This is a genomic window from Mesorhizobium sp. M0119, assembly GCF_040322615.1.
Taxonomy (GTDB): domain Bacteria; phylum Pseudomonadota; class Alphaproteobacteria; order Rhizobiales; family Rhizobiaceae; genus Mesorhizobium.
In genome coordinates, this window is record NZ_JAMYTU010000021.1 from 72625 (window position 1) to 96597 (window position 23973).

At 62.9% G+C, this 23973-nt stretch carries 26 protein-coding genes; 13 read left to right on the forward strand and 13 right to left on the reverse strand.

Translation table 11 applies throughout. The annotated features are described in order from the left end of the window. Positions 1-61 precede the first annotated feature (61 nt). A complete protein-coding gene (locus tag NKJ40_RS19970; protein WP_352467512.1) occupies positions 62-217 on the reverse strand; it encodes a hypothetical protein in 156 nt (51 codons plus the stop codon). A gap of 5 nt (positions 218-222) precedes the next feature. Here NKJ40_RS19970 and pdxR point away from each other — a divergent pair, with 5 nt between their 5' ends. Next, the gene (pdxR, locus tag NKJ40_RS19975) at positions 223-1716 is read left to right on the forward strand and encodes a MocR-like pyridoxine biosynthesis transcription factor PdxR (protein WP_352467513.1); all 1494 of its coding nucleotides are present in this window, start codon (positions 223-225) and stop codon (positions 1714-1716) included. A gap of 192 nt (positions 1717-1908) precedes the next feature. After that, positions 1909-3498: a trimethylamine methyltransferase family protein gene (locus NKJ40_RS19980; protein WP_352467514.1), complete on the forward strand. Its 1590-nt coding sequence runs from the start codon at positions 1909-1911 to the stop codon at positions 3496-3498. Between the two features lie 3 nt (positions 3499-3501). Here NKJ40_RS19980 and chrA read toward each other — a convergent pair whose 3' ends face one another. The 4 genes from chrA to NKJ40_RS20000 all read right to left on the reverse strand — a co-directional run bounded on the left by chrA (position 3502) and on the right by NKJ40_RS20000 (position 9227). Then, entirely contained in the window at positions 3502-4890 is a 1389-nt protein-coding gene (gene chrA / locus NKJ40_RS19985; protein ID WP_352467515.1) for a chromate efflux transporter, read from the reverse strand. Next, positions 4887-5726 (reverse strand): chromate resistance protein ChrB domain-containing protein, encoded by an 840-nt coding sequence (locus tag NKJ40_RS19990; protein ID WP_352467516.1) that lies wholly within the window; start codon positions 5724-5726, stop codon positions 4887-4889. The genes chrA and NKJ40_RS19990 overlap by 4 nt, the downstream gene beginning before the upstream one ends. Before the next feature lie 271 nt (positions 5727-5997). Further along, positions 5998-7803, reverse strand: coding sequence for an IlvD/Edd family dehydratase (locus NKJ40_RS19995; protein WP_352467517.1), 1806 nt, complete (start codon positions 7801-7803; stop codon positions 5998-6000). A 239-nt stretch (positions 7804-8042) separates the two neighbouring features. Beyond that, entirely contained in the window at positions 8043-9227 is a 1185-nt protein-coding gene (locus NKJ40_RS20000; RefSeq protein WP_352467518.1) for an Mrp/NBP35 family ATP-binding protein, read from the reverse strand. A 196-nt stretch (positions 9228-9423) separates the two neighbouring features. Here NKJ40_RS20000 and NKJ40_RS20005 point away from each other — a divergent pair, with 196 nt between their 5' ends. Beyond that, the gene (locus NKJ40_RS20005) at positions 9424-9801 is read left to right on the forward strand and encodes a VOC family protein (RefSeq protein ID WP_352467519.1); all 378 of its coding nucleotides are present in this window, start codon (positions 9424-9426) and stop codon (positions 9799-9801) included. A gap of 38 nt (positions 9802-9839) precedes the next feature. Here NKJ40_RS20005 and NKJ40_RS20010 read toward each other — a convergent pair whose 3' ends face one another. Both NKJ40_RS20010 and NKJ40_RS20015 read right to left on the reverse strand, forming a co-directional pair. Further along, the gene (locus NKJ40_RS20010; protein ID WP_352467520.1) at positions 9840-10844 is read right to left on the reverse strand and encodes an inorganic phosphate transporter; all 1005 of its coding nucleotides are present in this window, start codon (positions 10842-10844) and stop codon (positions 9840-9842) included. Further along, on the reverse strand, positions 10844-11485 hold the full coding sequence (locus NKJ40_RS20015) for a DUF47 family protein (RefSeq protein WP_352467521.1): 642 nt from the start codon (positions 11483-11485) through the stop codon (positions 10844-10846). The genes NKJ40_RS20010 and NKJ40_RS20015 overlap by 1 nt, the downstream gene beginning before the upstream one ends. A 208-nt stretch (positions 11486-11693) precedes the next feature. On the opposite strand from NKJ40_RS20015, the gene NKJ40_RS20020 reads away from it, so the two are divergent. The 6 genes from NKJ40_RS20020 (at position 11694) to NKJ40_RS20045 (ending at position 18816) form a co-directional block, all read left to right on the forward strand. After that, positions 11694-12593, forward strand: coding sequence for a LysR family transcriptional regulator (locus tag NKJ40_RS20020; RefSeq protein WP_023717897.1), 900 nt, complete (start codon positions 11694-11696; stop codon positions 12591-12593). 133 nt (positions 12594-12726) lie between these two features. Beyond that, positions 12727-13206, forward strand: a complete 480-nt coding sequence (locus NKJ40_RS20025) for a formate dehydrogenase subunit gamma (protein ID WP_292656094.1) — start codon at positions 12727-12729, stop codon at positions 13204-13206. Next, positions 13203-14759 carry a formate dehydrogenase beta subunit gene (locus NKJ40_RS20030; RefSeq protein WP_352467522.1) on the forward strand — a complete coding sequence of 519 codons (1557 nt, stop codon included), beginning with the start codon at positions 13203-13205 and terminating at the stop codon, positions 14757-14759. Before NKJ40_RS20025 ends, NKJ40_RS20030 begins: the two co-directional genes overlap by 4 nt. A 12-nt stretch (positions 14760-14771) precedes the next feature. After that, positions 14772-17684 (forward strand): formate dehydrogenase subunit alpha, encoded by a 2913-nt coding sequence (gene fdhF / locus NKJ40_RS20035; protein ID WP_352467523.1) that lies wholly within the window; start codon positions 14772-14774, stop codon positions 17682-17684. A gap of 3 nt (positions 17685-17687) precedes the next feature. Next, the gene (gene fdhD, locus NKJ40_RS20040) at positions 17688-18518 is read left to right on the forward strand and encodes a formate dehydrogenase accessory sulfurtransferase FdhD (RefSeq protein WP_352467524.1); all 831 of its coding nucleotides are present in this window, start codon (positions 17688-17690) and stop codon (positions 18516-18518) included. Next, positions 18508-18816: a formate dehydrogenase subunit delta gene (locus tag NKJ40_RS20045; protein WP_352467525.1), complete on the forward strand. Its 309-nt coding sequence runs from the start codon at positions 18508-18510 to the stop codon at positions 18814-18816. The genes fdhD and NKJ40_RS20045 overlap by 11 nt, the downstream gene beginning before the upstream one ends. Positions 18817-18842: 26 nt before the next feature. On the opposite strand, the gene NKJ40_RS20050 is transcribed toward NKJ40_RS20045, so the two are convergent. The 4 genes from NKJ40_RS20050 to NKJ40_RS20065 form a co-directional block, all read right to left on the reverse strand. Next, on the reverse strand, positions 18843-19103 hold the full coding sequence (locus tag NKJ40_RS20050) for a hypothetical protein (RefSeq protein WP_352467526.1): 261 nt from the start codon (positions 19101-19103) through the stop codon (positions 18843-18845). Between the two features lie 71 nt (positions 19104-19174). Beyond that, a complete protein-coding gene (locus NKJ40_RS20055) occupies positions 19175-19675 on the reverse strand; it encodes an MmcB family DNA repair protein (protein WP_352467530.1) in 501 nt (166 codons plus the stop codon). A gap of 61 nt (positions 19676-19736) precedes the next feature. Next, positions 19737-20063: a hypothetical protein gene (locus tag NKJ40_RS20060; RefSeq protein ID WP_352467527.1), complete on the reverse strand. Its 327-nt coding sequence runs from the start codon at positions 20061-20063 to the stop codon at positions 19737-19739. A 798-nt stretch (positions 20064-20861) separates the two neighbouring features. Beyond that, positions 20862-21161, reverse strand: coding sequence for a DUF1330 domain-containing protein (locus NKJ40_RS20065; protein WP_023717905.1), 300 nt, complete (start codon positions 21159-21161; stop codon positions 20862-20864). A gap of 150 nt (positions 21162-21311) precedes the next feature. Between NKJ40_RS20065 and NKJ40_RS20070 the strand changes: the two genes are divergently transcribed. The 3 genes from NKJ40_RS20070 to NKJ40_RS20080 all read left to right on the forward strand — a co-directional run bounded on the left by NKJ40_RS20070 (position 21312) and on the right by NKJ40_RS20080 (position 22057). Next, positions 21312-21638 carry a GYD domain-containing protein gene (locus NKJ40_RS20070; RefSeq protein ID WP_023717906.1) on the forward strand — a complete coding sequence of 109 codons (327 nt, stop codon included), beginning with the start codon at positions 21312-21314 and terminating at the stop codon, positions 21636-21638. Between the two features lie 164 nt (positions 21639-21802). Beyond that, on the forward strand, positions 21803-21931 hold the full coding sequence (locus tag NKJ40_RS20075) for a hypothetical protein (RefSeq protein ID WP_302893588.1): 129 nt from the start codon (positions 21803-21805) through the stop codon (positions 21929-21931). Next, positions 21932-22057 (forward strand): hypothetical protein, encoded by a 126-nt coding sequence (locus NKJ40_RS20080; protein ID WP_352467528.1) that lies wholly within the window; start codon positions 21932-21934, stop codon positions 22055-22057. It begins immediately after the preceding gene. Here the strand turns inward: NKJ40_RS20080 and NKJ40_RS20085 are convergent. Next, positions 22054-22374, reverse strand: coding sequence for a hypothetical protein (locus NKJ40_RS20085; RefSeq protein WP_352467529.1), 321 nt, complete (start codon positions 22372-22374; stop codon positions 22054-22056). The genes NKJ40_RS20080 and NKJ40_RS20085 overlap by 4 nt on opposite strands. On the opposite strand from NKJ40_RS20085, the gene NKJ40_RS20090 reads away from it, so the two are divergent. Next, positions 22367-22984 carry a L,D-transpeptidase gene (locus NKJ40_RS20090; protein ID WP_023676387.1) on the forward strand — a complete coding sequence of 206 codons (618 nt, stop codon included), beginning with the start codon at positions 22367-22369 and terminating at the stop codon, positions 22982-22984. The two genes, NKJ40_RS20085 and NKJ40_RS20090, sit on opposite strands and share 8 nt — an antisense overlap. A 111-nt stretch (positions 22985-23095) precedes the next feature. Here NKJ40_RS20090 and NKJ40_RS20095 read toward each other — a convergent pair whose 3' ends face one another. Beyond that, entirely contained in the window at positions 23096-23665 is a 570-nt protein-coding gene (locus NKJ40_RS20095) for a NifU family protein (protein WP_292664553.1), read from the reverse strand. Positions 23666-23973 lie beyond the last annotated feature (308 nt).

Genomic DNA, 23973 nt, shown 5'->3' on the forward strand with positions numbered 1-23973 from the left:
CAGGCCGGATGTTTCCGGCGCGTGTCGTCGCGGCAAACTATCGGGTCGTATTCGATCTGTTTCAATGCGCAGCGATGCCGCAGCGCGGCGCGGGCCAGCGCAAAGGATCACTGGCATAAATCCCAGCGATCAGAAAAATTGATTGGCGCAACACCTTGTGCCACCGGTACATTCGACTGGTCCAGCCAAGTGAAAAAAGCTGGCCATCGAGGAACATCTCCCATGCCACAGCGAAACGACACGGCCATATGGTCCGGCCTGTTCCGGATTTCGGCGGAATCCGGTCAGACCCTGCAGGCGCAGATCCGTCAGGCGATTGTCGCCGCCATCCTCGACCGGCAGATCGCGGCTTCCATGCCGCTTCCGTCCTGCCGGATTCTTGCCGAAAAACTCGGCGTAGCGCGCGGCACCGTGGTGCTGGCCTTCCAGCAGCTGGTCGACCAGGGGTTCCTGGTGGCGCGCGAGCGCCGCGGCCATTTCGTCAATCCCGAAGTGCTGGCGACGCCGGCCAAGCCGCACCAGAAAGCGCCCGACCAGGCCAACGAGATCGACTGGAAGGCGCGCCGGCAGATCGCGGCGAGCGACATGCCACCGCCGGCCAAGCACGACAACTGGATCAAGTCGTCCTATCCCTTCGTCTATGGCCAGTTCGACCCGGCGCTGTTCCCGACCGCCGAATGGCGCGAGTGCAACCGCATGGCGCTGGCGGTGCTCGAAATCCGCAACTGGGCGTCCGACATGGTCGACCGCGACGATCCGCTCCTGATCGAGCAGATCCAGGCACGGCTGCTGCCGCGACGCGGTATCTTCGCCAATCCGGACGAGATCATCGTGACGCTGGGCGCGCAGAACGCGCTTTACATGCTGGCGACGCTGTTAATGACCAAGGGCTCAAAGGTGGCGATGGAGGACCCGGGCTATCCCGATGCACGTTCGATCTTCCGGCTGGCCGGCGCCGACATCCAGCCGGTTCCGGTCGACCACTCCGGCATCGTAACCTCGGCCATTCCCAATGATTCCGGCTTCGTCTTCGTCACGCCCAGCCACCATTGCCCGACCATGGTGCCGCTGTCGGCAGAGCGGCGGCAGGATCTTCTGGCGCGCGCCAACCGCTACAACCAGATCATCATCGAGGACGGATATGACAGCCAGCTCCTGGACGAGGCGCCGCAGCAGGCGCTGAAGAGCCTCGATCGGTCCGGCCGCGTCGTCTACGTCGGCTCGATGTCGAAGACGCTGGCTCCCGGCCTCAGGCTCGGCTACATCGTCGCCTCGGCCGGGCTGATCTCCGAGCTTCGGGCGCTGCGCCGCTTCATGCTGCGCCATCCGCCGGCGAACAACCAGCGCGCCGTCGCATTGTTCCTGTCGCTCGGCCATCACGAGGCGCTGGTGCGGCGGCTGTCGAGCGCCTTCGATGAGAGGCGCAAGCGTCTGGTCCATGCGATTTCCGCCTTCCTGCCGGAGTGGCGCTCGACCGATTCGGCCGGCGGCACGTCGCTCTGGCTCGAGGGGCCGCGCGGCACCGATTCGCGCGGGCTGGCGGAGGCCGCAGCCTCGCGCAGCGTCATCATCGAGCCTGGCGACCGCTTCTTCGACCGCACCGAAAAGCCATCGCGTTTCATGCGCTTGGGCATTTCCTCGATCGCGTTGCAGCACATCGAACCCGGCATCCGCGAACTGGCGACGGCAGCTGGACGCAGGCCGGCAGCGGCTTGATCACCCTCCCCCGACCGGAGCCGGCGCATGTGGTGCGGCTCCGGTTCTTTAGCACCTTGGCATATGCGACGGGATCAGCTGGCACATAGGCTGTGCCAATGCCGGCGGCATAGTCGGATATATAGGGGACGAAGCAGGCAGATGGTGGACCAACCGCCGCGCCCGCTCCGCAGCTAAAGTTGGAGTGCCTTCATGCCAGTGGCCCATGAGAAGCAGGACGTGTCCGCAGACCAGCGTTCGCGGCGGTCCGGCGGGCGCGAGGCGCGCCGCGCCATGCGGGCGGCACCGCTCGCCGACGACGTCAAGCCGGTGCGCGCTGGCCTCGAAGGCGGAAGCTACAGCCCGCTCAGCGGCAATGATTGCGAACGTATCCACGAGGCCGTGCTTACTCTTTTGGAGACAGTCGGTTTCGCCAACGCCATCCCCTCCTGCATCGAGGCACTGACCAAGGCCGGCGCGACCCTCGGTGAGGACGGCCGCCTGCGCTTTCCCCGCGGTCTCGTGCTCGACACCATCAAGAAAGCGGCACGGCATTTCACCCTGCACGGCCAGGATCCGAAGCATGACATGGTGATCCAGGGCAAGCGCGTGCATTACGGCACGGCTGGTGCTGCGGTGCATCTCGTCGATGTCGAAAAGCGTGAGTATCGCGAGTCGCTGCTGCAGGACATTTACGATGCCGCGCGCCTGGTCGAAGGGCTCGACAACATCCATTTCTTCCAGCGGCCGATGGTGCCACGCGACATTCCCGACCCGCTCGATATGGATTTCAACACGCTCTACGCCTGCGTCATGGGCACGTCGAAGCATGTCGGCACCTCGTTTACCGTGCGAGAGAACGTCAAGCCGGCGCTCGACATGCTCTATGCGATCGCCGGCGGCGAAGAGAATTTTCGCGCGCGGCCTTTCGTCTCCAATTCGAACTGCTTCGTCGTGCCGCCGATGAAGTTTGCCGAGGACGCCTGCGGCGTTCTCGAAGCCTGCGTCGAGGGCGGCATTCCGATCCTGCTGCTGTCGGCAGGCCAGGCGGGTGCGACGGCACCGGCGGCGATTGCCGGCGCCGTGGTGCAGGCGGTCGCCGAAGTGCTCGTCGGCCTCATCTACGTCAACGCCATCAAGCCAGGCCATCCAGCGATTTTCGGCACCTGGCCGTTCGTCTCGGATCTCCGGACCGGCGCCATGTCGGGCGGTTCGGCCGAGCAGGCGGTGCTGACCGCGGCCTGTGCTCAGATGGCGCAATTTTACGACCTGCCGGGCGGTTCGGCCGCCGGCATGACAGATTCGAAACTGCCTGACATTCAGTCCGGCTACGAAAAGGGCATAACCGACGTGATGGCCGGTCTTGCCGGCCTCAACCTGGTTTACGAATCGGCCGGTATGCATGCCTCGCTGCTCGGCTTTTGCCTTGAGAGCCTGATCATCGACAACGACATGCTCGGCCACTGCCTGCGCTGCGTGCGCGGCATCGAAGTGACGGACGAGTCGCTGTCGATCGACACCATTGCCGATGTCTGCCTGAAAGGCCCGGGCCATTATCTCGGCAACGAGCAGACGCTGCGGCTGATGCAGACCGAATATTTCTATCCGGCCGTCGGCGACCGCTTTTCGCCGAAGGAATGGAATGAGAAAGGCAGGCCTGACATCTTGCAGCGGGCGATCATCGAGAAGAAACGCGTGCTTGCCGAACGCTTCCCGCGCCACGTGCCGAAGCCGGTCGACGACAAATTGCGCGCCCGCTTCGGCGATATGATCAAGCTGCCGCGCGGCAGAATGGGCGGCTGAGCGTTACCCGCTCACCGCCAGTAACAACACACCGGCCAGCGCCGATCCGGCAAGCGTCGGCAGCATACCGATCTTCAGCCTCAGAATGGCGATCATCGAGGCACAGGAAAGCAGCGCCGCGCGCCAGTCTATCGATGAAAGCACCGGCACGTCCATTCCAAGCCCGACATTGCGCACTTCGCCGAAGATGACGTGCAAGCCAAACCATAGAGCGAGATTCATGATGACGCCGACGATGGCGGCGGTGATCGCACCGAGCGCCGCCGACAGCGCCTTGTTGCCGCGCAGCGCTTCGATGTAAGGCGCGCCAAGGAATATCCATAGGAAACATGGGGTAAACGTCGCCCACAACGTGAATAGCCCGCCAAGCAGTCCGGCAAGCAGCGGCGCCAGCAAGCCCGGCTGGCGGAACGCGGCAACGAAGCCGACGAACTGCAAGACCAGGATGAGCGGACCCGGCGTGGTTTCGGCAAGCCCAAGGCCGTCCACCATTTCACCGGGTGCCAGCCAGCCGAAGGACTCGACCGCTGCCTGCGCGACATAGGCAAGCACGGCGTAGGCACCGCCGAAGGTGACGACCGCCATGACACTGAAGAAGCCACCGATTTGCGTCCAAACGCTGGCAGGGCCGGTGACAGCCCAGACCAGCAGAACAGGCCCCAGCCAGATCGGCAGCCAGATCGCCAAAGTGCGCGGCGCGTGCCATCGTGTCGGCCTGACGTGGGTCAGTTCGCCGCGCTCGAACATCAGATCGACCACGCCCTTTATGTCGGGAACATCGCCCTTGCCATGCGAAGCGCCGGAAAAAAATGCCGGCGCACTACGGTTGCCGATCCAGCCTGCCAGGCCGGCAAGCAGCACGATCAGCGGAAACGGCACGTTCAACGCGTAGATGGCGATGAAGGCGGCGAGTGCGATCGACACCATGACCAGGTTTTTCAGCGCGCGTCTGCCGATCCGGATCACCGCCTCGATGACAATGGCGAGCACGGTCGCCTTGACCCCGAAAAACAGCGCCGCGACGAGTGGTACATCGCCATAGAGCGCATAGAGGCTGCTCAGGACGAACATGACAAGCGCGCCCGGCACGACGAAGAGAATGCCGGCAACAAGGCCGCCGACCGTTTTGTGCAGCAACCAGCCGATATAGATGGCGAGTTGCTGGGCCTCGGGGCCAGGCAGCAGCATGCAGTAGTTCAACGCATGCAGGAAGCGCTGTTCGCCGATCCAGCGCCGTTCCTCGACCAGTTCCTTGTGCATGAGCGCGATCTGCCCGGCCGGGCCGCCAAAGCTGAGCACCCCGATTTTCGCCCAGACTTTCACGGCCTGCCGGAAGCTCGGCACCACCGGCTCCTGGATCTCCGCCGGCTTTTTCGAAAGGACGGCGCTCACGATGGTTTGCCCGCGCCGAGACTGACTGCGCCTGCGACCGGCCAGTTATGCGTCTCCTCGGTGGCATCGCGGCACCAGCGGAAGAACGCATCGTAAAGCAGCATGCCGGCCTCGAGCTGCTCCAGATCGTCGCGAAACATCCGTGACAGGCCAAGCGAGGCGGCCAGGAACCCGGCCGCCTGTGGAACAAGATCGAGGCTCGCAGTATCGGCAGCGCGTATGATCGTGGCCAGGCGATCGAGCGCTTCGGATTTAAGCCCGAACTCCTCGATCATGGTGTCGAAGGTGCAGCGTTCGCCGCGGTGGCTCCAGAACACGTTCGCGATGTCGAAAGGCACGGCCTGAAAGCGATCGGCGACCGCCGCCACTTCGGCCGGCTCGACGAAGAGAAAGACCGCGTGAGGATCGATGAAGCGCCGGATCAGCCAGGGGCAGGCGATGCGATCGACCTTCGGGCGCGTACGCGTCACCCAAACGGTGCGGCCCTTGGCATCGGCGGGCGGTATCTTGTCCGCGTGAACGAGAAGGCCCTTGGCATCGCGCCATGCTTCAAACCCGCCGTCGAGCGATTCGGCGGCAATGCCCTCCTGCCGCAGCCATGCGGCCACGCCTTGCGAGAGCTTTTTTCCCTGCTGGCAGACGACTGTCACTTGCCTGTCGGCGAAGTCGGCAGCCCAGTTCGAGACAGTCCTGAAATCACGCCGATCCGACCCCGGCAGCAGTCGCGGGTCGGCGTTGTAGTCATCATCGATGCGGACGTCGATGATTGCGGGTGCACCCGGCAGCCCAATCAGACGGGACAGTTGCGATACAGTGATAGCGGTTGTTGACGGCATGGCGTCCACCTCCTTGAAAGAGAAGCTTGGACGCGAACGTTGGGCTGACGCCTCACGGGGTCGTCGCGATGCACCCCTTACGATGATCGTGGATTTGTCACGCCCGCTTGTCAAGCATTTGTCCCTGCTGTCGCAGGGCAATCGCTTTTGACAAATGATCGCATCCAACTCTGTGGCGGGCATTTCTCCCCGTTAGCGGGCTGTTAACGGGGAGAACTGAGGTGACCGCAAAATTGGCGACCTGACGGCTGGCTCGTGCGACGGACCCTGGTCAGTGATTGTCCCTCGGCACGCCGCTTGTATGTGCCACATCCTGGTATTTCACCGCCGGCTTCAGCACCATGCCTTCGGAAAACTGGTCGACCATGCCGCGCTGGATTTCCTGCCAGGGCGTCTGGTGCTTCGGATAGTGATAGCCGCCATTGTTTTGCAGCTCGGCGCGGCGCCGCGTGATCTCGTCGTCGCTGACGAGGATGTCGGCGGTACCCTTGCGCAGGTCGATGCGGACGCGGTCGCCGGTCTTCAGCAGCGCCAGGCCGCCGCCGATGGCGGCTTCCGGCGAGGCGTTGAGGATCGATGGCGAGCCCGACGTGCCCGACTGGCGACCGTCGCCGATACAGGCCAGCGCGTGGATGCCCTTTTTGATCAGATAGGCAGGCGGCTGCATGTTGACGACTTCGGCGCCGCCGGGATAGCCGATCGGGCCGGCGCCACGCATGAACAGGATGGTGTGCTCGTCGATGCCCTGTGCCGGGTCGTCGATACGGGCGTGATAGTCCTCGGGGCCGTCGAAGACCATGGCGTTGCCCTCGAAAGCTTCGGGGTCCTTCGGGTTCGACAGATAGCGCTCGCGGAATTCGGGCGAGATGCCGCTGGTCTTCATGATCGCCGAATCGAACAGATTGCCCTTGAGGTTGATGAAGCCGGCATTGGCTTTCAGCGGCGCGGCAACCGTGCGGATGACGTCGAGGTTCTCGTTAACAGCGCCGCTACAATTGTCGCCGATGGTCTTGCCGTTAGCCGTCATGGCTTCCGGATAGGGCAGCAGGCCGCCCTTCATCAGTTCGGCGACCACGGCCGGCACGCCGCCGGCATGGTGATAGTCCTCGCCGAGATATTCGCCCGTCGGCTGCAGATTGACGATGAGCGGTATGTTGAGGCCGACCTTCTGCCAATCGTCATTGTCGAGCGGCACGCCAAGATGGCGGGCGATGGCGTTGAGGTGGATCGGCGCATTGGTCGAGCCGCCGATCGCCGAGTTGACGACGATGGCGTTCTCGAAGGCCTTACGGGTCATGATGTCGGAGGGCTTCAGATCCTCATGCACCATGTCGACGATGCGCTTTCCGGTCTCGTAGGCGATCTGGCCGCGTTCGCGATAGGGGGCGGGGATAGCGGCCGAGCCCGGCAATTGCATGCCGAGCGCCTCGGCCAGCGAATTCATCGTGGTGGCGGTGCCCATCGTGTTGCAATAGCCGGTCGACGGCGCCGAAGAGGCAACGATATCCATGAACTCGTCATAGCCAATCTCGCCGGCCGACAGGCGCTGGCGCGATTCCCAGACGATAGTGCCGGAGCCGGTGCGCTTGCCCTTGTGCCAGCCGTTGAGCATCGGGCCGACCGAAAGCGCGATAGCCGGAATGTTGACGGTGGCCGCGGCCATCAGCATGGCCGGCGTCGTCTTGTCGCAGCCGATGGTGAGCACCACGCCGTCGAGCGGATAGCCGTAGAGCACCTCTACCAGGCTGAGATAGGCAAGGTTGCGGTCAAGTGCAGCAGTCGGCCGCTTGCCGGTTTCCTGGATCGGGTGGCAAGGGAACTCGAAAGGAATGCCACCCTTCGAGACGATGCCTTCGCGCACGCGCTTGGCCAGTTCGATGTGATGGCGGTTGCAGGGCGACAGGTCCGAGCCGGTCTGGGCGATGCCGATCAGCGGCTTCCCGGACATCAGTTCGGCCCGCGTCAGCCCGTAGTTCAGGTAGCGTTCCAGATAGAGTGCCGTCATGCCCGGATTGTCGGGATTGTCGAACCACTCCTGCGAGCGAAATTTTTTCTTGTGGGTGGGGGCGCCTGCCATCGTGGTCTCCGTATTTGTATGACAAATCGATATGACAACGCGCGGAAGCAGGCAAGGGGCACACGCCATCCGAATCCGCACTTTGGTGCGATAGACATACATCTGCCCCCCACGCTAGACGGGATCGCGGTTTGTCAGCCCGCTATCCCGGAAAAGTTGGAGCGTGTCGCCGCGGACCCTACCTGACCCTTCCGGCCACCCTCCCCCTCAAGGGGCCCACTTGGGGAGGGACATCCGCCTCACTCGAATACGATGCTCGGCACTGCAGCCTCGGCCGCGCCCCGCTCTTCATTGACGCGGTCCCAGACCTTGGCGGCGATGTCGCGATAGATTTTCGCCTCAGCGCCATCCGGCTTGGAGACCACCACCGGCGTGCCGGCATCGGAGCTTTCGCGGATGCCCATCTCGAGCGGCACTTCACCAAGGAAGGTGACGCCGAGACGCTCGGCCTCGCGGCGCGCGCCGCCATGGCCGAAGATGTCGTAGCGTTTTCCCGTATCGGGGGCGAGAAAATAGCTCATGTTTTCGACGATACCCAATAGCGGCACGTCGACCTTTCTGAACATGTTGAGGCCTTTGCGCGCATCGATCAGGGCCAGGTCCTGTGGCGTCGAGACGATGACGGCGCCGGCCAGCGGCACCTGTTGGGCCATGGTCAGCTGGGCGTCGCCGGTGCCGGGCGGCATGTCGACGACGAGCACATCGAGCGGTCCCCATTCGACCTCGCGCAGCATCTGCGTCAATGCCGACATCACCATCGGCCCGCGCCAGATCATCGGCGTCTCCTCATCGACGAGGAAGCCCATCGACATGACCTTGAGGCCATAATTCTGCATCGGTTTCAGGATCTTGCCGTCGACGGTCTGCGGCCTGCCACGAATGTTGAGCAGACGCGGCATGGAGGGGCCATAAATATCGGCATCGAGCACGCCGACCCGCAGCCCGTTGGCGGCAAGCCCAAGGGCGATATTGACGGCGGTAGTCGACTTGCCGACGCCGCCCTTGCCGGAAGCAACAGCGATGATCGCCTCGATGCCGGGTACGCCGCGCTTGCCCTGGCTGTGTGAGGCCGGCGCCTGGGGCATGGGACGCGCAGGTGCGGCCGGTGGAGCGGGCCTCTGAGCCGGTCTTTGCGGAACCGGCGCCTCCATGCCGCCGCCCTTCTTTTCCGCCGTCAGCGCGACCACGGCGCCGGCGACACCGGGGATCGCCTTGACGACACGTTCGGCCGCCGCACGCAGCGGCTCCATCTCCTGGGCACGGGCTGCGGGAACGGTGATCGAAAAGAACACCTTGGCATCGGCAATGAAAATCTCGGAAACCATGCCGAGGTCGACGATATTGCCGGTGAAATCCGGCCCATTGACCGTTTTCAGGCGCTCGATAACGATTTCCTTGGTCACGTTTTCATGGGCGGCGGGCATGAGTTTTTCCTCTACTTTTCCGCTCCAGATAATGCAGTTCCGGAATAGAACCAAGCGATGGACTAACAAGTTGCAGCGGCGTACCGGGGAGGCAGCGAACATATGACGGCATTTCCAGTGGGAGTAGCCGTCGCCAAATCGTCAACGCAGCCTATTTCAATGGACATGGAATGACCGTCAGGGAAGGAGACGAATCATGCTCGCAAACAGCAACGCAACGGCCAATCTCGCTGTGAAGGACCTGGCCAAGGCCAGGGCTTTCTACGAAGGGACGCTCGGCCTCAAAGAGGTGCACAATGAGGGTGGCGAACTGATCGTCTATGAAAGCGGCGATACCGCCATCAACGTGTACCGTTCGAACTTCGCTGGGACCAACAAGGCGACGGCTGTGACCTGGACGGTCGGCGATGAACTCGGCAAAATCGTCGAGGCATTGAAATTGAAGGGCGTGACCTTCGAGCATTACGACATGCCGGGCCTGACGCTGGAGGGTGACGTTCATGTCGGTCAGGGCATGAAGGTCGCATGGTTCAAGGATCCGGACGGCAACATCCTGAACCTCGTGGATAGGTAGATACGGCGCATCGCCTGCCGCGCAGTGCTGCGGTGCTGTCACCATGCCAGGCCGACCGCGAGGTAGGTGAGAGCCGCGATCGCCGCGGTTGCCGGCAGGGTGACGATCCATGCCACCACGATGTTGCCGGCAATGCCCCAGCGAACGGCGGAGACGCGGCGGGCGGCGCCGACGCCAATGATGGCGCCGGTGATCGTGTGCGTGGTCGATACCGGAATTCCGAGCCAGGTGGCGGCGAACAGGGTGATCGCTCCGCCGGTCTCGGCGCAGAAACCCTGCATCGGGTTCAGCCGGGTGATCTTCGAGCCCATTGTGTGGACGATGCGCCAACCGCCGAGCAACGTGCCCAGCGCCAGCGCCGACTGACAGGTGATGACGACCCACAGCGGCACGTAAAAATTCGCGCCGAGCATGCCTTGCGAATAGAGCAGCACGGCGATGATGCCCATGGTCTTCTGCGCGTCGTTGCCGCCATGGCCGAGCGAATAGAGCGAGGCGGAAAAGAACTGCATGACGCGGAACGTGCTGTCGACTGCGAACGGTGTCTGCCGCACGAACAGCCAGGAAACCGCAAGGATCAAGATGAGCGCCAGCAGAAATCCCGCCGCCGGCGATAGTACGATGGCTGCCGTGGTCTTGCCCAATCCGGCCCAGACAATAGCGCCGGTGCCTGCCTTGGCAACGCCGGCGCCGACCAAACCGCCGATCAGTGCGTGTGAGCTGCTGGACGGGATGCCGATGAGCCAGGTGACGATATTCCAGACGATGGCGCCGACAAGTGCTGCGAAGATCACTGCCGGTGTGACGATGCTGGCGTCGATGATGCCGGTTCCCAGCGTCTCCGCCACGTGGAGACCGAAGAACATGAAGGCGATGAAATTGAAGAAGGCCGCCCAGAACACCGCATAATGCGGCCGCAGCACCCGGGTGGAGACGATGGTGGCGATGGAGTTGGCGGCATCGTGCAGGCCGTTAAGGAAATCGAAGAACAGCGCGACGACGACAAGGCCGACCAGCACGGGAAAGGCTATTGCGGCTTCCACTATACGTTCTCGATGACGATGCCGCTGATTTCGTTGGCGACGTCCTCGAAGCGATCGACCACCTTTTCCAGCTCGCCGTAGATCTCGCTGCCGATCAGATAGGCCATCGGATCGCTGCGGCCGTGCCGCTTGAACAGGTCCTTCAGGCCCTGCTCGTGCAGGTCGTCGGCCCGGCCTTCCGCGCGCATGACCTCCTCGGCGATGGCGTTGAGGCGCACCGTATGCGCCCCGACCTCGCCGAGCAGCGGGATCGCCTCGGCCACCAACTTGGCGGCCTCGACGATGACGGCCCCCATTTGCTGCATTAGCGGGTCGAATTCCTTCTTTTCGAACAGCCTTACCGTCTTGACGGTCTTGTGCATCATGTCGATGGCATCATCCATCGACTGGATCAGGTCCTTGATGTCGCCGCGGTCGAAGGGCGTGATGAAGGAGCGGCGCACGGCCAGCAGCACTTCCGCGGTGATCTGATCGGCTTCGTCCTCGAGATCGATGATCGTCTGGCACCAGCGGTCGATCTCGTTGCCCTGCAAAAGCTGCTGCAGTGCCTCGGCGCCAGCGACCACGGTGCGGGAATGCCGCTCGAACAGGTCGAAGAAGCGATCTTCGCGCGGCAAAAGCTTGCGGAACCAGCCCAGCATGTTCGGTCTCCCGTCGTGTCGGTCCACGACCCCGTCCCATCCACGACCCCGTCCCATCCACATAGCGCTGCATGCCATTGCGGGAAACAGTAAGCCGGCTGAAAGATGTGGATGCGGGCGATTGCACAGGCGGCTTGCGGCCGAAGGCGATTTCCCCGACCTTGCGCGCTAAGATTGGACATAGCGTCCGTGACAGGCTCCCGACGGCATGATCGACAAGCTGGAATTCTTCATAGCACTTGCCAGGGAAGAACATTTCGGCCGGGCGGCGGAGGTGTGCGGCGTCACCCAGCCGACGCTTTCGGCCGGCATCAAGCAGCTGGAGGGCCAGCTCGGCGTGATGCTGGTGCTGCGCGGCTCCCGCTTCCAGGGGCTGACTCCGGAAGGCAAGCAGGTGCTGGTGTGGGCGCGCCGCATCGTCGGCGATAGCAGGACCATGCGCGAGGAGATGCGGGCGGCGCGCCACGGCCTGTCAGGGCGCATCCGCATCGCGGCGATCCCGACGGCGCTGGCCATGGTGGCGCGATTGACGACGCCGTTCCGGGCAAAGCATCCCGGCGTCACCTTCTCGGTGCTGTCGCGGACCTCGATCGAGGTGCTGTCGCTGCTCGGCAATTTCGACATCGACGCCGGCATCACCTATCTCGACAACGAGCCGCTCGGACGCGTCACCAGCGTGCCGCTCTACGACGAGCGCTACCAACTGATCACCGCTGTCGGGAACCCCTATTTCGACCGCGACAAAGTGACATGGGCGGAACTCAGCCAGCTGCCGCTCTGCCTGCTGACGCCGGACATGCAGAACCGCCGCATCATCGACCAGCATCTGGCCGAAGCCGGCGTGCAGGTGCGGCCGACTTTGGAATCTAACTCGATGATCGTGCTGTTTTCGCATATCCGCACCGGCAAATGGTCGTCGATCATGCCGCTTAACCTTGCGGAAACGTTCGGCTTTTCCGAGCCGATCCGGGCTATCCCGATCGTCGAGCCGGATGCCAGCCACACCGTCGGGCTGGTGGCGGCGCCGCGCGAACCGCACACGCCACTGGTCTCGGCGCTGTTGGACGAGGCAATGGCGCTGGCGGACGATTTCCGCGCCCGTCGCTAGGCTAGAAAATACAGGTGACCGCGAACGATAGAAAATTTCTATCGAGCAACGGATCGGCTTTATTGATTTGGCGGGTTTCCTCTGATTTCCTAAGCACTTAGCGGAAGACCGCCACGACCAGGGAGGGCGCTGCATGACGATGCAGCCTGCAAGTACCGAGATCGCATCTCGCACGGCGGCGATCATCCAGGAGCTGAAAGGCCTCGAAGGCCCGCTGTTGCCGATCCTGCACGGCATACAGGAAGAGTTCGGCTATGTACCGCAGGACGCGCTGCCGGTCATCGCCGAGGCGCTGAACATCTCTAGGGCCGAGGTGCATGGCGTCGTCACCTTCTATCACGATTACCGCAGCCAACCGGCCGGCAGGCATGTGCTGAAGCTCTGCCAGGCGGAAGCCTGTCAGTCGATGGGTTCGGATGCGATTGCCGCCAAGCTCAAATCATTGCTGGGCATCGGTTTCCACGAGACAACCCGCGACGGGTCGGTGACGCTGGAGCCGGTCTATTGCCTCGGCCTTTGCGCCTGCTCGCCGTCGGCGATGCTGGACGGCGAGGTGATCGGGCGGCTCGACGACGAAAAGCTCAATGAAATCGTAGCCGAGGTGCGCTCATGATCCCGCGCATCTATATTCCCGGCGATTCCGGCGCGCTGGCGCTCGGCGCGGAAAAGGTCGCCAAGGCGGTTCGGGCGGAATTGGCCGAGCGCGGCATCGAGGCCAAGATCGTGCGCAACGGCTCGCGCGGTGCCTATTTCCTCGAGCCGATGGTCGAAGTGGCAACAGCCACTGGCCGCGTCGCCTACGGGCCGGTCAAGCCATCCGACGTCAAAAGCCTGTTCGACTGCGGCTTCCTCACCGGCGGCCACCACAAGCGCTGGCTGGGCGCGCCGGACAAGATCCCGTTCCTGGCCAGGCAGACGCGGCTGACCTTTGCGCGCTGCGGCGTCACCGATCCGCTGTCGCTCGATCATTACAAGGCGCATGGCGGCCTGAAGGGCCTGCAGAATGCAGTGGCGATAACGCCGGCGGACATCGTCAAACAGGTGACCGAGTCCGGGCTGCGCGGTCGTGGCGGCGCCGGCTTCCCGACCGGCATCAAGTGGAAGACGGTGCTCGACACGTCGGCCGACCGCAAATACATCGTCTGCAATGCCGATGAAGGCGATTCCGGCACGTTCGCCGACCGCATGATCATGGAAGGCGACCCCTTCGTGCTGATCGAAGGCATGGCGATCGCCGGCATAGCCACCGGCGCGACCAAGGGCTTTATCTATATCCGCTCCGAATACCCGCATGCGGTGGCGGTGATGCAGAAGGCCGTCGAGATCGCCCGCAAGGTCGGCGTGCTCGGCGTCAATGTGCTCGGCTCGCCCAATTCATTCGACATGGAAGTCCGCGTCGGTGCCGGCGCCTATGTCTGCGGCGAGGAGACCGCGCTGCTCGACAGCCTCGAAGGCAAGCGCGGACAGGTGCGGGCCAAGCCGCCGCTGCCGGCGCACAAGGGCCTGTTCGGCAAGCCGACGGTGATCAACAACGTCATCTCGCTGGCCTCGGTGCCGGTGATCATGGACAAGGGCGCCGCCTTCTACAAGGATTTCGGCACGGGCCGTTCGCGCGGCACCATCCCGATCCAGATTGCCGGCAACGTCAAGTATCCCGGCCTCTACGAGGCGGCGTTCGGCATGACGCTGGGTGAGATCGTCGACGATATCGGCGGCGGCACGGCGACGGGGCGTCCGGTCAAGGCTGTGCAAGTGGGTGGCCCGCTCGGCGCCTATTTCCCGCGCGCCCTGTTCGACACGCCGTTCGACTACGAGGCGTTTGCCGCCAAGGACGGGCTGATCGGCCATGCCGGCATCGTCGTTTTCGACGACAGCGCCGACATGCTGAAGCAGGCACGCTTTGCCATGGAATTCTGCGCCATCGAAAGCTGCGGCAAGTGCACGCCGTGCCGCATCGGCTCGACGCGCGGCGTCGAGGTGCTGGACCGGCTCGCCCAGAACGTCGAACCGGAAAAGCAGATCGCGCTGGTCACCGACCTTTGCAACACGATGAAGTTCGGCTCGCTTTGCGCTCTCGGCGGCTTCACCCCATATCCAGTGATGAGTGCACTCAACCATTTTCCGGACGACTTTCGGCCGACGCCGGTCGCCGAAGCAGCGGAATAGGAGCGGACAGGCATGAACGCGGCATTCGACATCAAATCGCTGGTCCAGGAAATCGACTACGGCACACCCGCCTCTGAAGCGGAACAAAAGGTAACGCTGACCGTCGACGGCAAGTCGGTGACGGTGCCGGCGGGGACCTCTATCATGCGCGCTTCGATGGAAGCGGGCGTTGAAATCCCGAAACTCTGCGCCACCGACATGCTGGACTCGTTCGGCTCCTGCCGGGTCTGCCTCGTCGAGATCGATGGGCGCGGCGGCACGCCGGCCTCGTGCACGACGCCGGTCGGCGAAGGCATGGTCGTGCATACGCAGAGCGACCGGCTAGGCGCCATCCGCCGCGGCGTGATGGAACTCTATGTCTCCGACCACCCGGCGGCGTGGGGCGAGAAGGCCGGCACCGGCGCCAGCGAGTTCGACAAGGTCGTCAGGACGGTCGGCCTGACCGAGAACCGCTATGGCGTGGACGGCCGCAACCACGTCAAGCAGGAAAACGGCGTGGCGCCCGGCCATGGCTCGCTGACCATCGACTACATCGCGCGTGATGAATCGAACCCCTATTTCACCTACGATCCGGCGCAATGCATCGTCTGCTCGCGCTGCGTGCGCGCCTGCGAGGAGGTGCAGGGCACGTTCGCGCTGACCGTCGAGGGACGCGGCTTCGAATCCAGGGTCGCGGCCGGCATGCACGAGGCGTTCGTCGATTCCGAATGCGTGTCGTGCGGTGCCTGCGTGCAGGCCTGCCCGACCGATGCGCTGAGGGAAAAGACCGTGCTGGCGAAAGGCCTGCCCGAGCGCTCGACCGTCACCACCTGCGCCTATTGCGGCGTCGGCTGTTCGTTCAAGGCCGAGGTCAAGGGCGACGAGGTCATCCGCATGATGCCCTACAAGGCAGGCAAGGCCAACCACGGCCACTCCTGCGTCAAGGGCCGCTTCGCCTATGGCTACGCGACGCACAAGGACCGGATCCTGAAGCCGATGATACGCGAGAAGGTCAGCGATCCGTGGCGCGAAGTGTCGTGGGAAGAGGCGCTCACCCATACGGCGAATGAATTCCGCCGCATCCAATACCAGTACGGCCGCACGTCGATCGGCGGCATCACCTCGTCGCGCTGCACCAACGAGGAGACCTACCTCGTCCAGAAGCTGGTCCGGCAGGGCTTCCGCAACAACAATGTCGATACCTGCGCCCGCGTCTGCCATTCGCCGACCGGCTATGGCCTCGGCCAGACCTTCGGCACCTCCGCCGGCACGCAGGATTTCGATTCGATCGAGCAGACGGATGTCATCCTGCTGATCGGCGCCAATCCAACGGATGCGCATCCGGTGTTCGCCTCGCGCATGAAAAAGCGCATGCGCCAAGGCGCCAAGCTGATCGTGCTCGATCCGCGCCGCACCGATATCGTGCGCTCGGCCCATGTCGAAGCACAGTTCCATCTGCCGCTGAAGCCGGGCACCAACGTCGCCATGCTGACGGCGCTCGCCCATGTCATCGTCACCGAAGGCCTGTTCGACGAGGCTTTCATCCGCGAGCGCTGCGACTGGGACGAGTTCCAGGACTGGGCATCGTTCGTGGCCCTGCCGGAAAACAGCCCGGAGGTGGTCGGCCAGCTTGCCAATGTCGATCCCGACGACATACGCGGTGCAGCCCGGCTCTATGCCCGCGGCGGCAACGGCGCGATCTATTACGGCCTCGGCGTGACCGAGCACAGCCAGGGCTCGACCACCGTCATCGCCATTGCCAACCTCGCCATGGCGACCGGCAATATCGGCCGGCCGGGCGTCGGCGTGAACCCGCTGCGCGGCCAGAACAATGTGCAGGGCTCCTGCGACATGGGCTCGTTCCCGCACGAGCTTCCCGGCTATCGCCACATTTCAGGCGACGCCGTGCGCGCCATCTATGAGAGCCTGTGGGGCGTCAAGCTCGACGACGAGCCCGGCCTGCGCATCCCCAATATGCTGGACGCAGCCGTCGACGGCTCGTTCAAGGGCCTCTATGTGCAGGGCGAGGACATCCTGCAGTCGGACCCCGACACCAAGCATGTCGCCGCGGGTCTCGCCGCGATGGAATGCGTCGTCGTGCACGACCTCTTCCTCAACGAGACGGCCAACTACGCGCATGTCTTCCTGCCCGGCTCGACCTTCCTCGAGAAGGACGGCACCTTCACCAATGCCGAGCGCCGCATCAATATGGTGCGCAAGGTGATGGGGCCGAAATGCGGCTATGCCGACTGGGAGACGACGCAGGAGCTCGCCAAGGCGCTCGGCCTTGGCTGGAACTACACGCATCCGTCTGAGATCATGGACGAGATCGCCAAGACGACGCCGAGTTTCGCCGGCGTTTCCTTCGACCTTCTCGACCGGGTGGGCTCGGTGCAGTGGCCCTGCAACGAGAAGTCGCCGGAAGGCACGCCGATCATGCATATTGGCGGCTTCGTGCGCGGCAAGGGCAAGTTCATCCGCACCGAATACGTCGCGACCGACGAAAGGACCGGACCGCGCTTCCCGCTGCTGCTGACCACCGGCCGCATCCTGTCGCAATATAATGTCGGCGCACAGACCCGGCGCACCGACAACGTGGTCTGGCATAGCGAGGACCGGCTGGAGATCCATCCGCACGATGCCGAAAATCGCGGCCTGCGCGATGGCGACTGGGTGCGGCTGACCAGCCGCTCGGGCGAGACGACGCTGCGCGCGCTGATCACCGAGCGGGTGTCGCCGGGCGTCGTCTATACGACCTTCCACCATCCCGACACCCAGGCCAACGTCATCACCACCGACTTCTCCGACTGGGCGACCAACTGCCCGGAATACAAGGTGACCGCGGTGCAGGTGGGCGCGTCCAACGGCCCGTCGGAATGGCAGCGCGACTATGACGAGCAGGCGAAGCAAAGCCGCCGCATCGCAAAGCTGGAAGCGGCGGAGTAGTCTTTGACCGCGCGCCGCAAAGCCATTGCGCAGATCTCGCGGCTGGCGCGCCGCGCCGGCGGCACCGCGGCCGCCAACCGCATGGTGCCGGAAGAGACGCCGGTAGCATTCTCCTTTGCCGGCACCACGCATGCGGTGATGATGGCAAGCCCGGCTGATTTTGAGGATTTCGCGCTCGGCTTCTCGCTGACCGAAGGCATCATTGCCTCGCCAGATGAAATCGAAGCGATCGAGGTCGAGGATCACGGCGCCGGCATCGATATCCAGATCAGGCTGAAGGACAGCGCCAACACCCGCTTCGAGGCGCGTCGCAGACGGCTGGCCGGCCCGGTCGGCTGCGGGCTGTGCGGCATCGAATCGATCGAGGAAGCAATGCGCTCGGTCGATCCGGTCGGCGCGTCAACACTTACGCTTCAGGCCGACGACATCGTTCGCTCGGTCAAGCTTTTGTCGAAAGTGCAGCCGCTGCACGCCGAGACCGGCGCGGTCCACGCCGCCGGCTTCTATATGCCCGGCAAGGGCATCGTCATGGCGCGCGAGGATGTCGGCCGTCACAATGCGCTGGACAAGCTGGCCGGCGCGCTGGCCAAAGCCGGTATCGACGGCAGGTCGGGGGCCGTCGTCGTGACGTCGCGCGTTTCGGTCGAGATGGTGCAGAAGACCGCGGCGATCGGTGCTGCCTTCATCATCGCCGTCTCGGCGCCGACGGCACTTGCCATCCGCACCGCAGACGACGCCGGCATGACGCTGGTGGCGCTGGTGCGCGGCGATGATTTCGATATTTTCACCCATCCTGACCGCGTGGTTTCCGGAGTTGCCAAGCATGTCGCATGACGAAGGCCACCTCATGAGCACCAGCGAAAAGCTGGTTCGCATGGCCAACCAGATCGCTGCCTTTTTCCACTCCAAGCCGCGCGAGCAAGGCATTGCCGGCGTCGCCGAGCACATCAACAAGTTCTGGGAGCCGCGGATGCGCCGGCAATTGTTCGAGATGCTGGACAGCGGCGGCGAAGGCTTCAACGAGCTTGTCGTCGCGGCCGCGCCACACATCAAGCGGCCGGGCGCGCCGGAGGGCGCAGGTTTCAGCGTCGGCGGAGCGAACACCGAGACTACCGCCGCGTCACAGAAGTAGGCGCCGCGGGCCTACATTCACACTCTCTATAGTTTCATCTGCCGCAAGCTGTGCGCCTCTGCTATGATCCGGCGATAAGAAATCGTCGGGTCGGGCGGACAAACCTCGTGAGGCCGATCGAAACTCGATACGCGCTTAGCGGCGACGTGCGGATCGCCTATCAGGTGGTCGGCCAGGGATCGCTCGATCTCGTCTTCGTGCCGGGTTTCATTTCCAATCTCGACCTGCACTGGGAAGACGAGGGCTACACCCGGCTGTTGGCGTTCCTTGCGGAACACCGCAGTCATACATCATCTCTTATGCAAGGTGGCGTCAGCCGGGGCAGCGCAAGCCTCCAAGATTACGAAGCGAAAAACCCCTACTCGCTCTCACCCTCCAGCGCCGGCACCGACACACCGGCAAGCTCCGCTGCCAGCAGCCGCGCGGCACCGGCGCGCGCGATCCTCAGCATCAGCGCCTTGCGCGTCGCCGCCGCCATGCGGTGCTCGGGCGCATCGCGCAAAATCTCGGCACCATAGCCGTCGGAGAGAATGAAGCCGCATTCCTCCGGAAAGATTTCCTGGGGCACGCCGGGATGCGTGGCGAAGAAGAAGCGGTCGGAATGCAGGCGGTAGTCCGGCCATTTGCGGTCGACCCTGAAATCCTCGATCGAGGATTTGATCTCGATGATCCAGATATCGCCCTGGCGGGTTAGGGCCACAAGGTCGGCACGTCTGCCGGTGGCCAGCGACAGTTCGGGCAAGACATGCGCGCCCATCTGCTTGAGCAGCCGCTGCACACCACGCCTGACCAGCATGGCACGCTCCGACTGGCGACCGTCTATGAGGGGGTTGAGAGGAATCGGTGAGATGATCGGCATGGCCGCACCATGCCAGATTTTGTTCACGGTTTGAACCCGGTTTTGCGGGTGATTATGTACTTTACAAACAGGAAGGTCTGAAGACGCGGGTAGCCCCCTCTTCGGGATCGATCACCAACACAACGTTTTCTGGGTTTTGCCAAGGCAGCGACATCACGTAGGCCGCAAAGTCGTCTTCGGGGAAATGGTTGAAGCCGCCGCCAGCTACAAACATTTGCGGGTGCTTGCTGCCGCCAAAGCTAGCCTCGACGCTGTTAAGTTGTTGGAAGGGGCCGGCGCGCTCCGCTAGCCACTCCTGTATGCGCTCGAAAAGAACGGGCTGACCGTTCGGGCTCGAACAATCTTCAGCAATAGATGTACAAAGCACCACACCGCTGACGACGCTCATTGTGACTCATCCATTGCCTAACGGGCCTTCTTGCCTTTCGGTTTTGGTTTTGGGGCGGGCGGCATGTGCGCCAGCTTGCCCATCAACGTGTACATAATCGCCTTTTTGAGGGGCGACTATCTGGCTGACAAACCTATCTGCAAAATACTGTGGAGCGGGCGCTACAAGGCCCGTCCTTCCACAAGGCGGGCCGCTCGCGTTATGAATGCGGTTCCTACTGGTGAGGGGAGCTATGTTTTCGCGAGGCGTCGCGGTTGCTCTAATATTCACCGCTGCATGCCCGATAGTGGTCGCAGCGTAATCAAAAAGGTGGCGAAGCATGGTTACTGAGAATGCAAGTTTGACGGTCGTGCAGACTAGGCTCAATAGGATGCTCACGCGGGGCGTCGTATTTTCCGTCATTTGGCTCGCCGGTTTCGGGTCTTCTTATGCACTCTACCAGGGCTTCTGGCGCGACGGATGATAAAAATGAATCCCGTGCTTCGGGGAAATGGCCGCGCCTGGTGGTGCATCATTGTGGGAGGGCTTGGGGCCGCAGTCTTATGTGCGATAGTTGGCGCCGGCATTTTCAACGCCATGACACAACCCTAGGTCACACTGTAACACCGCCTGCCGATCCGGTGTGGGGCCATATTGATGTGTAGGTCCCGTTCAATGAGTGCTTCCGGCGTCATCCTCCCATCGTTGGCCGTCATTTTCCGCCCGCAAGTTTGAAGCTTGCTGATTCATATCCTGTCCTGTCGCCCGACCGCACCAGATATGGCAACTCAGATTTGCCATTGTCATCGACCCGTCCCTCTAACTAACCGGCATCATGCCCTCCAGAGCAATGATCCTCGTCTTTGCGCAGCGTTCGCGGATGGCTTTGAGGCGGCCGTATTCTGGAGAGTCGTACCATGCCAGGAGGGAAGCCATATCAGGGAATTCGACAATGACGAGGCGATGAGGTTCCCAATCGCCTTCCAGAACTTTGGTGGCTCCGCCGCGAGCGATGTACCTCCCCCCGTAGCGGGCTTCGGTTGCCGGCACGTCCCGGCGGTATTCCTCGAAAACGGCGGCGTCGGTTATGTCTACATCAGCAATGAGATATGCGGCCATTGACCTTACTCCCTGAAAAAAACATTGAAACAGGTCTATTAGCGGCCCCGCAACTAAGCCAGCGGTACTACGCCTCGGAAACGACTCGCGTTCTCCCGGATTGCGGCGCTTAACTGTCTTGGTGGGGGCAGCTCTGGGAGGAGACGAACCATGCCAATGTATCTCACGCGATTCAGCTACAGGCCCGAAACCTGGGCGCGCTTGATGGATAATCCCGAGGATAGACGCGAGGCTGCCCGTTCCTACATCGAGTCGGTCGGCGGAAAGCTGCACGGGTTCTGGTATGCCTTCGGAGAGTACGATGGCTGGAACCTATGGGAGGCGCCGGACAACGTGTCGATGGCCTCTGTCATGCTCGCCATCGGTGCGGGAGGCGCGCTCAGCTCGTACGAGACCACCGTGCTGTTAAGTGTCGAAGAGACGATGGACGCGCTTGGGAAAGCGAAGTCGATCCGCTATCGCCCACCGGGATCGTGACGGCCGCCCCTGCTTTGCGGAGTGTCGAAGGCTGGGGAACGCTTGCTCTCGAACGGCGCCCGTTCCTACACTTTTGCGCAAAAAATGTCCGCTGCACCCTCTTGGCAGCGCCGGCAGCTTGCGCTTTCAATGTCGGCCACGGGATTTTTTACGAGGAGCACACCATGACGGAAGATGACGACCGGAAATCGGCGACGCCGGAGGAAATCCGCTCGGCCATCAGAGGCTGGGCGGTGCTTGGGGCAATCATCGTCGCCGTGTTTGGCGCCGCCTACGTCATGATCGATAGTTGAATGGCCGACGATCCTGGTCGCCCCGATGGACTGCCTGAAAAGATCGGCACGGTCCTTGGTGCATTGGTGGTGATCGGCACGTTCGGGCTTCTGGCCTGGACCGTGCTTCGCGGCGTCCTTTATTAAACCCGGCCCGTCTGGACTTTCCCCTGCAGCGGCCGCGTCACAGGCCGATCTTCTCGTAGGGGCGGATGAGCGCCACCGACATTCACGGCGATTTCCTCGTCTCCCGGCTCTTGTTCTTGGCCCATTGATTTTGCAGCATAATCCTGCGGGAGCTGTTGCCGAAATGCCATAGTCGCAGGTTTACCAGCACGCAACCCCAAGGATATAGGCATCGCCCGCTTGGCAAGCAAAGCAAATGCCAGCATGAATGAAGATGAAAAAGCGGCCGACTCGAGCCGCTGTTGTTTGGGCAGGGCATCGGACCTTTTCATGCGCATGAAGTCACTTGCAATCGTCGCGGCCCTGGCGCTGTCGACGGCTGTCGCCGGTTGCAGCACCATCGGCTCGCAGATCTTCACCAACAACTACGGCGCGGTAACCGACGCCGGCTATCACCTGCCGCGCGTTCCGATCGAAAAGGTGCCGTTCAAATACCGCCGGCAGATCGTCGACTACGACACCAAGGAAAAGCCGGGCACCATCATCGTCGATACGCAGAACAAGTTCCTCTATTTCGTCATGGGCGACGGCGAAGCGATGCGCTACGGCATTGGCGTCGGCCGTGAAGGTTTCGAATGGCACGGCACCGCCCATATCGCACTGAAGCGCGAATGGCCGACCTGGACGCCGCCTTCACAGATGATCAAGCGGCAGCCGGAGCTGGCCAAGTTCGCCGGCGGTATGGAGCCGGGATTGAAGAACCCGCTCGGCGCGCGCGCCATGTACCTGTTCAACAAGGGCGGCGACATGGGCTACCGCCTGCATGGCAGCCCGGAATGGAATTCGATCGGCAAGGCGATGTCGTCGGGCTGCATCCGGCTGATGAACCAGGACATTATCGACCTCTACGACCGCACCTCGGTCGGCGCCAAGGTCATTGTAATATAAAGCCCCTTATACGCGGACCGTCTAGGCAACAACACAGACGTCGCAAGCAGAAAACCGGGCACTTTGGCCCGGTTTTTTGTTGTCTATCGATGTTGACGATGGAACGGCGCGTCAGGAAACCTGTTCGACATGCTGCACTTCCGGCACAAAGTGCCGGAGCAGGTTCTGGATACCGTGCTTCAGCGTCGCGGTCGACGACGGGCAGCCGGCGCAGGCGCCCTTCATGTGCAGGAACACTGTGCCGTTCTCGAAACCGCGGAAAGTGATGTCGCCGCCATCCTGGGCCACGGCCGGGCGCACCCGCGTGTCGAGCAGCTCCTTGATAGTGAGGACCAGCTCCTCGTCGGCCTTGTCGTAGAATTCGCCGGTCTGGCTGGTCTCGGCGGCGGGGCCGGCCTTGGCCATCACCGGGGCGCCGGACATGAAATGCTCCATGATGGCGCCGAGGATAGCCGGCTTCAGATGCTGCCAGTCGGGGCCGTCCTTGGTCACGGTGATGAAATCATAGCCGAAGAAGACGCCGGTGACGCCGGGGATCTCGAACAGCCGGCCGGCCAGCGGCGAAGCCGTCGCCGCGCTGTCGGCATCGCGGAAATCGGCGGTGCCTTCTTGCAGCACTTCCTTGCCGGGCAGGAATTTCAGCGTCGCCGGGTTTGGCGTCGACTCGGTCTGGATGAACATGGCCGTCTCCGTGCCCGTTTCGGGCAGCTAGTTTGGAATAATTCTAATTAGGCTTTATCCGCCCGACATTCAAGCGAAAGGCATCGCGGGGAACGGCTGGCTGGTGAAATGTTTTGCTAGCTCGCTGAAACAATTGGAGATGTGTTGAGATTCAGGTCAGGCCGAGCCGAAAATGGTGGTTTCCGAGAACCAGAGCGGAGCGTACTTTTGGTACGTGTTGGGGTGGACGGCCCCCGACGGCATCGTGATGTGCCAGAATGAGGTCGTTGCAGATCTCAATCAAGGGAGACCGTCCGTGGATAAACTTA

Bases quoted from the DNA above. Each gene is read 5' to 3' on its own strand.
- NKJ40_RS19970 (WP_352467512.1), bottom strand. From the start codon at position 217: ATGTTCCTCGATGGCCAGCTTTTTTCACTTGGCTGGACCAGTCGAATG.
- pdxR (WP_352467513.1), top strand. From the start codon at position 223: ATGCCACAGCGAAACGACACGGCCATATGGTCCGGCCTGTTCCGGATT.
- NKJ40_RS19980 (WP_352467514.1), top strand. From the start codon at position 1,909: ATGCCAGTGGCCCATGAGAAGCAGGACGTGTCCGCAGACCAGCGTTCG.
- NKJ40_RS19990 (WP_352467516.1), bottom strand. From the start codon at position 5,726: ATGCCGTCAACAACCGCTATCACTGTATCGCAACTGTCCCGTCTGATT.
- NKJ40_RS19995 (WP_352467517.1), bottom strand. From the start codon at position 7,803: ATGGCAGGCGCCCCCACCCACAAGAAAAAATTTCGCTCGCAGGAGTGG.
- NKJ40_RS20000 (WP_352467518.1), bottom strand. From the start codon at position 9,227: ATGCCCGCCGCCCATGAAAACGTGACCAAGGAAATCGTTATCGAGCGC.
- NKJ40_RS20005 (WP_352467519.1), top strand. From the start codon at position 9,424: ATGCTCGCAAACAGCAACGCAACGGCCAATCTCGCTGTGAAGGACCTG.
- NKJ40_RS20015 (WP_352467521.1), bottom strand. From the start codon at position 11,485: ATGCTGGGCTGGTTCCGCAAGCTTTTGCCGCGCGAAGATCGCTTCTTC.
- NKJ40_RS20020 (WP_023717897.1), top strand. From the start codon at position 11,694: ATGATCGACAAGCTGGAATTCTTCATAGCACTTGCCAGGGAAGAACAT.
- NKJ40_RS20025 (WP_292656094.1), top strand. From the start codon at position 12,727: ATGACGATGCAGCCTGCAAGTACCGAGATCGCATCTCGCACGGCGGCG.
- NKJ40_RS20030 (WP_352467522.1), top strand. From the start codon at position 13,203: ATGATCCCGCGCATCTATATTCCCGGCGATTCCGGCGCGCTGGCGCTC.
- fdhF (WP_352467523.1), top strand. From the start codon at position 14,772: ATGAACGCGGCATTCGACATCAAATCGCTGGTCCAGGAAATCGACTAC.
- NKJ40_RS20045 (WP_352467525.1), top strand. From the start codon at position 18,508: ATGTCGCATGACGAAGGCCACCTCATGAGCACCAGCGAAAAGCTGGTT.
- NKJ40_RS20050 (WP_352467526.1), bottom strand. From the start codon at position 19,103: ATGACTGCGGTGTTCCGCAAGGAACGCCAACAGCCGGGTGTAGCCCTC.
- NKJ40_RS20055 (WP_352467530.1), bottom strand. From the start codon at position 19,675: ATGCCGATCATCTCACCGATTCCTCTCAACCCCCTCATAGACGGTCGC.
- NKJ40_RS20060 (WP_352467527.1), bottom strand. From the start codon at position 20,063: ATGAGCGTCGTCAGCGGTGTGGTGCTTTGTACATCTATTGCTGAAGAT.
- NKJ40_RS20065 (WP_023717905.1), bottom strand. From the start codon at position 21,161: ATGGCCGCATATCTCATTGCTGATGTAGACATAACCGACGCCGCCGTT.
- NKJ40_RS20070 (WP_023717906.1), top strand. From the start codon at position 21,312: ATGCCAATGTATCTCACGCGATTCAGCTACAGGCCCGAAACCTGGGCG.
- NKJ40_RS20075 (WP_302893588.1), top strand. From the start codon at position 21,803: ATGACGGAAGATGACGACCGGAAATCGGCGACGCCGGAGGAAATCCGC.
- NKJ40_RS20080 (WP_352467528.1), top strand. From the start codon at position 21,932: ATGGCCGACGATCCTGGTCGCCCCGATGGACTGCCTGAAAAGATCGGC.
- NKJ40_RS20090 (WP_023676387.1), top strand. From the start codon at position 22,367: ATGCGCATGAAGTCACTTGCAATCGTCGCGGCCCTGGCGCTGTCGACG.
- NKJ40_RS20085 (WP_352467529.1), bottom strand. From the start codon at position 22,374: ATGCGCATGAAAAGGTCCGATGCCCTGCCCAAACAACAGCGGCTCGAG.
- NKJ40_RS20095 (WP_292664553.1), bottom strand. From the start codon at position 23,665: ATGTTCATCCAGACCGAGTCGACGCCAAACCCGGCGACGCTGAAATTC.